This is a genomic window from Oscillibacter sp. CU971 (assembly GCF_905219725.1).
Taxonomy (GTDB): Bacteria; Bacillota; Clostridia; order Oscillospirales; family Oscillospiraceae; genus Oscillibacter.
This window is the reverse complement of sequence record NZ_CAJMXG010000117.1, coordinates 1-8,809: the sequence shown is the minus strand read 5'-3', so window position 1 is coordinate 8,809 and position 8,809 is coordinate 1. Positions and strand designations below refer to the sequence as shown.

Sequence of the window (8,809 nt, the reverse complement as noted above, 5' to 3'; positions counted from 1 at the left end):
GAGATGTGTATAAGGGAAAGGGAGGAATGGGGGCGTTGGGACGGTGGTAGGTCTCTGTAAAGTTCATAAATCCTCCTTCAAAAGGCGGGCCAGGGCCTGCCGGGCCCGCGTCAGCTGGGCGCGGACGGTGGAGGGCTTGCGCCCCAGAATACGGGCGGTTTCCTCCGTGTCATAGTCCTCATAGTAGTAAAGATGGATGACGGCCCGGTACTTGGGCGGCAGCTGGGCCAGGGCGGCGTCCAGGCCGGACTCCTCGGGCTGGCTGTACGAATAGACGTCCTCCAGCGGGACGCTGCGTTTCCGCCAGGGAGAGGCGGCAAGGCTGTTCGCGCGGTTGGCCGTCACCCGCAAAAGCCAGGCCTTTCGGTGCTCCTCGCTTTCAAAGGGCGGGGCGGCGCGGTGGTAGCGGAGGAAAACCTCCTGAAAGACGTCGTCGGCGTCCTGGCGGCTGCGGAGCTGGGCATAAGCCAGGCGGTAGACCATGGTTCCATACCGCTCCACGGCGGATTCCGTGTCCATTTTGCACCTTCTTCCTATTTGGCGGATGGTGAGCGCTCTATCAGGAATACCGTCCAGAGGGGGAAAATGCTGCACGCTCAGGCTATTTTTTTAGGACCCGGCTGAAAACCGGCGTTTCGCCGCCTTCCAACCAAGTCCTAAAATAAGCTGAGCTGGTCCGTCTCGTGCCCCCGCCGGGAGGCGGTGACAATGCGGCCCATGGAGTACAGCATCCCCCGGCGGTTACAGGCCTCTTGAAAGACCTCCCACAGCGCCCGGGCTTTTGGGCTGGCGCATTCGTACCGGGGACCGTACCGCCTCTGGTATTTTTCCGCCAGGCCCTGACCAGGGAAATGCTCCTCTAATTTCCGGTAAAAATACTCCCGCTGTCCCGCCCGGCAGGTCATGCCCAGGGCGGGGTAGACAAACCGGGCTCCCGCGTCCGCCGCCCGGTTCACGATATCCCGGATGTTCTCCGGGCGGTCCTCCAAAAAGGGAAGAATGGGCATCATCAAAATGCCGGTAAACAGCCCCGCCGCGCTGAGCCGCTCCACCGCCGCCAGACGGCGGGAGGGGGGAGGGGCATGGGGTTCCACCTTGGCGGCCAAGGCGTCGTCGCAGGTGGTGAGGGTGATTTTGCAGATAGCGGGCATGGTTCGGTTAATGGAAGCCAGCACGTCGGCGTCCCGGACGATGAGGTCGCTTTTCGTGGCGATGGCCGCGCCGAAGCCATAGGCCTCCAGCAGCGTCAGGGCCCGGCGGGTAAGCTGGAGCTTCTCCTCGAAGGGGTTGTAGGGGTCGCTCATGGAGCCGGTGCCCACTACGCCTACCTTGACCTTACTCTCCAAGTCGTCCCGGATGATCCGCAGGGCATCCGCCTTGGCCTTAACCCGGTCAAAGTCCTCGTTGTNGTAGCAGTCGCTCCGGCTGTCGCAGTAGATGCAGCCGTGGCAGCAGCCCCGGTAGATGTTCATATTGTACTCCGTGCCGAACCAGCTGGGGTCCTTGGTCCGGTTCACGATGGACTTGGCGGGGATATATTCCATCCACTTCTCCTCTCATGGGCAGGGTGGGTCAGGCTTCCGGGGGAATGATCTCCTGGTATACGATGTCAAAGGGAATCCAGTCCTCCGGCGAAAAGGAGGAGCTGTAGAGCTGGGAACCAATCTTTTCCAGGGAGGACTCCGCGTCGTCCGTGATAATGTACTGGATGATTTTGACGCCGGAGGAAGGGGCGGTCTGCTCCCGCCGCCGGAGGGAGGAATAGGTCTCCTCATGCCGTTGGCCCTCTTCATAGGAAAGGGTGGTAATACGCTCTCCATCATAGGACAAGTCTTTCAGGAACATCATGGGGTAGTCGTCCTTGACGGATTCGTAATAGTCCGGGTCATACCGGGAAGGGTCGTCCAGCGTGTAGTAGCTGCAAAGCCGCACCGAGGCGGCTTTTCCGGCGTCAACAGCTTCTAAGAAATCCTCCCAGCTCTCCCGCCCGCTGGTGACGGTCCCGTCCTCTGTGACGAGACAACCATCCGCCTTGGCCTGTTCCAAACTGTAGTCCTGGGGAAGCTCCTCCAAAGGAATCGGTTCCGGCTTCCCTCCGCAGCCGGAGAGGAGGAACAGGCAGAGCAGCGCGGCAAGCATTCCCTTTTTCATGGCAGACCTCCTCTTTTTGATATATCCATCATAGCACGTATTTTCAAAAATCACAAGAGCGGGTTCCGCCGGGAAAGCGCCCGCGCCCAGTTTCCCGCTTGATTTGCCGTATGGATAAATTACACTGCCAGGCAGGCCGCCGCCGGTTTGTATTGACAATCCCCGGTCCGTCTGCTACAATACCATTCACAGCGATGAAAAGGCCCAGTACCCGTCATGTCCTTCGCAAAGAGAGCCCCCGGCTTGGTGGAAGGGGGAGGGAGGCGGACGGCGAATACCCCTTGGAGCTGGCGTCCGAACGGAGGAAAATCCCAGTAGGCACGCACCGGGTGCGCCCGTTACCGCGCGGGAGTGTGTCGGCACTCCATGAGGCCGTGTTCGCGAGAAGACGGCGAACCAGAGGTGGTACCGCGAATGCTTTCGCCCTCTGTCCCCACCGGGACGGGGGCGTTTTTCGTTCCGAAAACACAACAAAGGAGAAGATGCAACATGCAGATTTACGAGGAACTCAAGGCCCGNGGCCTTATTGCCCAGGTCACCGACGAGGCGGAGATCCGGGAACTGGTGAATACCGGCAAGTCGGTATTCTACATCGGTTTCGACCCCACGGCGGACAGCCTCCATGTGGGCCACTTCATGGCGCTATGCCTGATGAAGCGCCTTCAGATGGCGGGAAACCGGCCCATCGCCCTGATCGGCGGCGGCACCGGCATGGTGGGGGACCCCTCCGGCCGGACGGACATGCGGCAGATGATGACCACGGAAACCATTCAGCACAACTGCGACTGCTTCAAAAAGCAGATGGAGCGGTTCATTGAGTTCGGACCGGACAAGGCCATTATGGTGAACAACGCCGAGTGGCTGATGAAGCTGAACTATATCGAGCTTCTGCGGGAAGTGGGGGCCTGCTTTTCCGTGAACAACATGCTCCGGGCGGAGTGCTACAAGCAGCGGATGGAGAAGGGCCTCAGCTTCCTGGAATTCAACTATATGATCATGCAGTCCTATGACTTTTACCACATGTTCCAGACCCTGGGCTGCAATATGCAGTTCGGCGGCGACGACCAGTGGAGCAATATGCTGGGCGGCACGGAGCTGATCCGCCGGAAGCTGGGCAAGGATGCCTACGCCATGACCATCACGTTGCTGATGAACTCCGAGGGCAAAAAAATGGGCAAGACCGCCAAGGGTGCGGTATGGCTGGACCCCAACAAGACCTCTCCCTTCGAGTTCTACCAGTACTGGCGGAACGTGGGGGACGCGGATGTCCTCAAGTGCATCCGCATGCTGACCTTCCTGCCCCTGGANGAGATCGACGCCATGGACAAGTGGGAGGGCAGTCAATTGAACCGGGCCAAGGAGATTCTGGCTTATGAGCTGACCAAGCTGGTCCACGGGCAGGAGGAGGCGGAAAAGGCCCAGGAGACCGCCCGGGGCCTCTTCGCGGGCAGCGGCTCTACGGAGCACATGCCCTCCACGGAGCTGCCCGCCGCCAAATTCGAGGACGGGAAGATCGGGGCCATCGCCCTGCTGGTGGCCTGCGGCCTGTGCCCCTCCAACGGGGAGGCCCGGCGGTTGATTCAGCAGGGGGGCATGATGGTAAACGACAAAAAAGTGACGGACATTGCCGCGTCCTTTGACCAGGCGGACTTCCAGGGAGAGGGCGTTATTATCAAAAAGGGCAAGAAGATATTCCACCGGGCCTATATGGAATAAGCTTGAAAAAGAGGGCATTTGCCCTCTTTTTTCATAACCGCCCTTTTATTACACAAAAACTAGTTTTTGTGTAATAAAAAATTTCCAATCCTTTGGGATATTTTCCGCGTTTACAGGGTATTGCTGTCGAAAGGCCTTTCAAGGAGAGCTGCATATGCTGACAGAACGACAATTTACGGACGCCGCAGAGCGGTACCTGGACATGGTCTACCGGATTGCCCTGAACTGGTTCCGAAATNCTGCCGACGCAGAGGACGCGGCGCAAAACGCCATGCTCCGCCTCTGGAGGACGGACACGGAATTTCAGGGGNAGGACCATCTGCGCCACTGGCTGGTCCGGGTGGCCCTCAACGAGTGCAAGCGGATGAGCGCGCACCCTTGGCGGAAGCGCACGGTGCCCCTGGATCAGTGCCCGGAGCCGGTGTTCTCAGACCCGGCCCGGCAGACGCTTTATCAGGAGGTCATGGAGCTTCCCGCCAAGTACCGNGNGCCGCTGTATCTCTATTACTATGAGGGCTACAAAGTGGACGAGGTGGGGGAGCTGCTGGGCCTGAACGCGTCCACAGTCCAGACCCGGCTGGCCCGGGCCCGGGCGAAGCTGAAAATTCAATTAGAGGAGGTGTGAGCCTTGAAAGCATCGTATCGGGAAATGTTTGACGAGGTCCGCGCCTCTAAGCGACTGAACGAGGAGGTTCTGAACATGACAAAGCAGGAGAGGACCCAAGTGGTCAAGAAAGTATCGATATCCTTTATCATTGCGGCGGCGCTGGCCGTTCTTCTGGCCGGGACAGCCCTGGCGGCGGCCATCGGCATTCCCCAGACCTTGCAGGAGTGGTTTGGCCGGCAATGGACGGAAGCCGGGGGCGGGGAGGAAATGCCTAAGGAACAGGCGGAGGTCATCAAGAGCCTGGTCCAGCCGGTAGGCGTTACAGCGATCACAAACGGCGTCAGCGTCACCCTGGATTCCGTCACCCCCGGAGAGGGCAGTGTTTGCCTGATGCTCAAGGTAAAGGGGGAGCGCCTGTCCGGCAAATGGGATTTTATGCGCACGAAAATAACGGGCGGGCCGATGGAGAAAATGGCGGAAGGCCCCATAGGGTTTTCTTCCCATTGGAAAGACTTGGGTACTACGGAGGACGGGACGCAGGTGTTCCTATATTGGTTCGACGCGCCCAAGGGCGTCAATTTCCTGGAAGGCGGCGAAATGGAGTTGCGGCTTCAGGACATTGAGCTGCGGGATGAGAATCCTGTCCCGCCGGGCACCTATCCCGAGGGAATTATGGTGTCTGCCGATTTGGAAGGAACATGGATTCTGCCCTTTGCGCTGGAACCCTTGACGGACCAGCCGGCCTTGACGGCGAAAAGTGCCTGTGTGCCCTGTACAAAATGGGAGTGGGGAGAGAACTTCAGCAATGAGACGACCACTGAAATAACAATTGATATCCAGGATATCCGAGTGACCTCCATCGGCTACAGCTATCTCCTGCCCAAAGAGCTTGTAGAATTCTGTGAAAACTGCGATTATGACCGGAAATTGCCGGTATTGAATCTTAAAGGTGGTATGACCATCGAGGGTCTTGACTCCGGGCACGACTCCAGTGACCCGCAGATAAAAGGCTCCTGGGACTTTCCTGTAGACCTTTCCAAGGTGGAGTCCATTCAGTTCGGCGATGTGGTGGTCCCGCTGAAACAAGCGAAAAAGTGAACAGTTCAAAAGGAAGCGCCTGNCGTCAGACAGGCGCTTCCTTTTGCAGTCGGGCAGAGGGGCGCAGTTACTGCGTCACATCTCCCGCTGATAACGCACTACCAGATAAACCTCCAGCAGGCTTTTGGAAACAAAGGTCACAATTGCCGCCAAAGTTACCCAAAACGGCGCGTCAAACCCGATGGACACCCACGCTGCCGCCATGACTCCCCATTGCAGGACGTCCCCGGACAGGGCCTTGGCCCGGCGGCGAATCGCCACGTTCCGCTCGTCGTTGACTTCGATCTCCTTTCTCCGGGCCTGGGCCGGGTCCTTTGTGTCCAAGCGCAGCATCAAAAGCTGCGTCAGCCCGATGGCCGCCATGCCGCTGCCGGAGCCCATCAGCACGCCGCCCAGGCTGTTGGGAATTGCCTCCCACAATATCAGCGACGCCGCGGCAAAACACAGCCCTATGACGGTAAGCGCGATATACAGCGTCTTTTTCCCTTTCATGACGGTTCCTCCTCATAAATAAAAATTTCCTCAATCGGCACGCCGAAATACCGGGACAGCTTAAACGCCAGCAGGATGGACGGGTTGTAGCGCCCATTCTCCAAGGACCCGATGGTCTGCCGGGAGACCTCCAGCGACTCCGCCAGCTCCTCCTGCCGGAGTCCCCGGGCCTTCCGCAGCTCCTCCAGCCTGTTTTTCATCAAAAGCCTCCTCTCAATTATAATCTCCTTGTGACTTAATGGAAAGCTTGCTTTCCATTAGTAGAATAACATGAGTTTCGCTGAATGTCAAGTACACTTTCCATAATTTTTTTGGACAAACCTGTCATAGAGCGCACCAGGCGCTCATAGAGTGGAGTAACCAAAGAAAGGGGGAATCTCCCTTGCCAAAAAATGAACTGATTTCCCGTTATGAACAGGCTGCCGCCATTCTGCCCAGCCGCCTCCGCAAGGCGGCGCTGGCCCTCTCCAATGAGGAGAAGGCCGCGGCGGAGGAGCTGCGCCTCCGGGCGGGGCGGCCTCTGACGGTGCTGCTGCCCACGGGGGAGCTGCCGCTGGAGGCGGAGGTGGAGCCGGAGGAGCTGGAAACCCTGTGCGACATCGCCACGGAGTTCTCCCGCTACGCCGCGTCCGAGTCTATCCGGGAGGGATTTCTTCCCGTTCGGGGGGGCTTCCGGGTAGGGCTCTGCGGTACGGCGGTGATGAAGGACGGGGCCAACACAAACCTGAAAAACCTCTCTTCGGCGGCGATCCGCATCGCCAGGGAGCGCAAGGGCGTGGCCGAGGGCGTCGCTCCCCGGCTGTTCCGAGACGGCGGCTTTGTGAATACGCTGATTCTCTCCCCGCCGGGGGGCGGAAAGACGACTCTCCTGCGGGACTTGGTACGCTGTCTCTCCGAGGGGGGGCCGGACTGCCCGCCCCAGCGGATTTCCCTCATTGACGAGCGGGGGGAGGTGGCGGTGGTCCATCGGGGCGCGCCTCAAATGGACGTGGGGTCCCGGACGGATGTGCTGGACGCCTGCCCTAAGGCTCTGGGCATCCCCATCGTCCTCCGGGCCATGAATCCCCAGATCATCGCCGTGGACGAGATCACCGTCCGGGAGGATTTGGCGGCGATGAATATGGCGGCGGGCTGCGGCGTAGGGCTGCTGGCTACCATCCACGCCGCCGACATCCCGGAGCTGCTGCGCAAGCCCCTCTACCGGACCCTGCTGGAAAATCAGGTTTTCCGCCTGGCGGTCCGCATTCTGCGGGATGAAAAGGGACGGGCCTACGCGCTGGAGGAGCTGCCGTGCTGAAGCTGGTGGGAAGTCTCTGCGTCGCCTCCGGGGGCGCGCTGGCCTGGTATGTCCAGCGGGCGGAGCGCCGCCGGGAACAGGACACGCTGTCGGATCTCCAGCGGGCTTTCCGCCGGATGGGGGAGGAGGTCCGGATGGCCCGCACGCCCCTGCCCGCGGTGTTAACCTCCTTGGCCGGGGACTGCGGGGAGCCCGCCGCCGCCTTTTTTCAGGCCGCTTCCCAAGCCGCCGCCGGAGGGGAGGACCTTCCCCGCATCTGGCGGGAGCGGGCAAATCTTTTGCCCCTGTCTGAGAGGGACAAGTCCGCTGTTTCCGTCCTGGCCCAGGACCTGCAAGGGGACGAGGAAAAGGCCTGTAAAGGGATATTACATGTTATAAATACCCTGGCGGACAGCGCCGGGGAAGCGGAGAGGAAGCGCCCTGAGGAGGAGAAACGAGCCGCCGCGCTGTGGTTTTCCGCCGCGGCGCTGCTGGTGATTTTACTGATATAGGGGAACGAACACATGGATGTGGATCTGATTTTCAAAATTGCCGCCATTGGCATCCTGGTGGCGGTGCTGAACCAGCTGCTGGTCCGCTCCGGCCGGGAGGAGCAGGCCATGATGACGACCTTGGCGGGGCTGGTGGTGGTCTTGATGATGATGGTCCAGGAGATCAGCGACCTCTTTGACCTCATCAAGACCCTGTTCAACTTTTAGCCGTGGAGCTGTCCATACAGGCGGCGGCGCTGTGCGTCGTGGCGGCCCTGCTGGCCCTGGTGGTGCGGCGGGGAAGCCCGGAGGCGGCGCTGCTGCTGACCCTGGGGGCCGCGGCGGCGGTGCTCCTCTCCCTGGCGGGGAGCCTGGAGCGGCTGATGGACTTTTTAGGGGAACTGGTGGAGGAGAGCGGATTGTCCCGGGAGCTGTTCACCCCCCTTTACAAAACCGTGGGCATTGCCCTGGTGGTGAAAATCGGCGGCAGCCTCTGCCGGGACGCGGGGGAGTCGGCCCTGGCCTCGGTGGTGGAGACGGCGGGAGCGGTCTGCGCCCTCATCGCCGCCCTGCCCCTTCTCCGGGCGGTGCTGTCGCTGTTGATGGAGCTGATGCGATGAAGAAATGGATCTGTCTGCTGTTCTTCCTCCTGGCCCTGACGGGGGAGGCCCGGGCGGCGGAGGTGCCGAAGGATCTGACGGACGCGCTGCCGGAGGCGGCGGAGGATATGCTGGAAATCGGGGACCTCTCCGGCCCCGAGGGCTTCTCCCAGGGATTGGCGGGAATTGCAGAGCGCGTTTCCGGGGAGGTGAAAGCCGTTTTGCGCCAGCGCGTCCGGGGGGCGGCGTCCATCCTGCTGGTGGCGGTGGCCTGCGGCGCGGTGGACGGCTTCGCCCGGGGAACCGGGGAGGGGAAAGCGGCCGCCTTTCTCCCCATGGCCGGAGCTCTGGCGGTGACGATGCTGACAGCGGGAAGCCT

At 60.7% G+C, this 8,809-nt stretch carries 12 protein-coding genes, 1 pseudogene and 1 other annotated feature; of the genes and pseudogenes, 8 read left to right on the top strand and 5 right to left on the bottom strand.

What is annotated here, in order from left to right:
• Positions 1 to 63: 63 nt before the first annotated feature.
• The 3 genes from JX325_RS09430 to JX325_RS09420 form a co-directional block, all read right to left on the bottom strand.
• Positions 64 to 519, bottom strand: a complete 456-nt coding sequence (locus JX325_RS09430; protein ID WP_204790898.1) for an RNA polymerase sigma factor — start codon at positions 517 to 519, stop codon at positions 64 to 66.
• Between the two features lie 137 nt (positions 520 to 656).
• Positions 657 to 1,544, bottom strand: coding sequence for a radical SAM protein (locus tag JX325_RS09425; RefSeq protein WP_204790897.1), 888 nt, complete (start codon positions 1,542 to 1,544; stop codon positions 657 to 659).
• A gap of 28 nt (positions 1,545 to 1,572) precedes the next feature.
• Positions 1,573 to 2,151 (bottom strand): hypothetical protein, encoded by a 579-nt coding sequence (locus JX325_RS09420; RefSeq protein WP_204790896.1) that lies wholly within the window; start codon positions 2,149 to 2,151, stop codon positions 1,573 to 1,575.
• Between the two features lie 185 nt (positions 2,152 to 2,336).
• Positions 2,337 to 2,582 (top strand) — a binding site (T-box leader).
• A 58-nt stretch (positions 2,583 to 2,640) separates the two neighbouring features.
• On the opposite strand from JX325_RS09420, the gene tyrS reads away from it, so the two are divergent.
• From tyrS to JX325_RS09405, 3 genes are all read left to right on the top strand, one after another.
• Entirely contained in the window at positions 2,641 to 3,867 is a 1,227-nt protein-coding gene (gene tyrS, locus JX325_RS09415; RefSeq protein ID WP_204790895.1) for a tyrosine--tRNA ligase, read from the top strand.
• 154 nt (positions 3,868 to 4,021) lie between these two features.
• On the top strand, positions 4,022 to 4,492 hold the full coding sequence (locus tag JX325_RS09410) for an RNA polymerase sigma factor (protein WP_243414022.1): 471 nt from the start codon (positions 4,022 to 4,024) through the stop codon (positions 4,490 to 4,492).
• Between the two features lie 3 nt (positions 4,493 to 4,495).
• Positions 4,496 to 5,572 carry a hypothetical protein gene (locus JX325_RS09405; RefSeq protein WP_204790894.1) on the top strand — a complete coding sequence of 359 codons (1,077 nt, stop codon included), beginning with the start codon at positions 4,496 to 4,498 and terminating at the stop codon, positions 5,570 to 5,572.
• 75 nt (positions 5,573 to 5,647) lie between these two features.
• Here JX325_RS09405 and JX325_RS09400 read toward each other — a convergent pair whose 3' ends face one another.
• The gene (locus tag JX325_RS09400) at positions 5,648 to 6,064 is read right to left on the bottom strand and encodes a hypothetical protein (protein ID WP_204790893.1); all 417 of its coding nucleotides are present in this window, start codon (positions 6,062 to 6,064) and stop codon (positions 5,648 to 5,650) included.
• The gene (locus JX325_RS09395) at positions 6,061 to 6,264 is read right to left on the bottom strand and encodes a helix-turn-helix transcriptional regulator (protein ID WP_204790892.1); all 204 of its coding nucleotides are present in this window, start codon (positions 6,262 to 6,264) and stop codon (positions 6,061 to 6,063) included. Before JX325_RS09395 ends, JX325_RS09400 begins: the two co-directional genes overlap by 4 nt.
• Before the next feature lie 182 nt (positions 6,265 to 6,446).
• On the opposite strand from JX325_RS09395, the gene JX325_RS09390 reads away from it, so the two are divergent.
• The 5 genes and pseudogenes from JX325_RS09390 to JX325_RS09370 form a co-directional block, all read left to right on the top strand.
• A complete protein-coding gene (locus tag JX325_RS09390; RefSeq protein ID WP_204790891.1) occupies positions 6,447 to 7,361 on the top strand; it encodes a stage III sporulation protein AA in 915 nt (304 codons plus the stop codon).
• A complete protein-coding gene (locus JX325_RS09385; RefSeq protein WP_204790890.1) occupies positions 7,355 to 7,852 on the top strand; it encodes a stage III sporulation protein AB in 498 nt (165 codons plus the stop codon). The genes JX325_RS09390 and JX325_RS09385 overlap by 7 nt, the downstream gene beginning before the upstream one ends.
• A gap of 12 nt (positions 7,853 to 7,864) precedes the next feature.
• Positions 7,865 to 8,059 (top strand): stage III sporulation protein AC, encoded by a 195-nt coding sequence (spoIIIAC, locus tag JX325_RS09380; protein ID WP_204790889.1) that lies wholly within the window; start codon positions 7,865 to 7,867, stop codon positions 8,057 to 8,059.
• A gap of 2 nt (positions 8,060 to 8,061) precedes the next feature.
• Positions 8,062 to 8,451, top strand: coding sequence for a SpoIIIAC/SpoIIIAD family protein (locus JX325_RS09375; RefSeq protein ID WP_204790888.1), 390 nt, complete (start codon positions 8,062 to 8,064; stop codon positions 8,449 to 8,451).
• A pseudogene (locus JX325_RS09370) lies at positions 8,448 to 8,809 on the top strand (stage III sporulation protein AE); the annotation flags it as partial. The gene JX325_RS09375 and the pseudogene JX325_RS09370, both read left to right, overlap by 4 nt.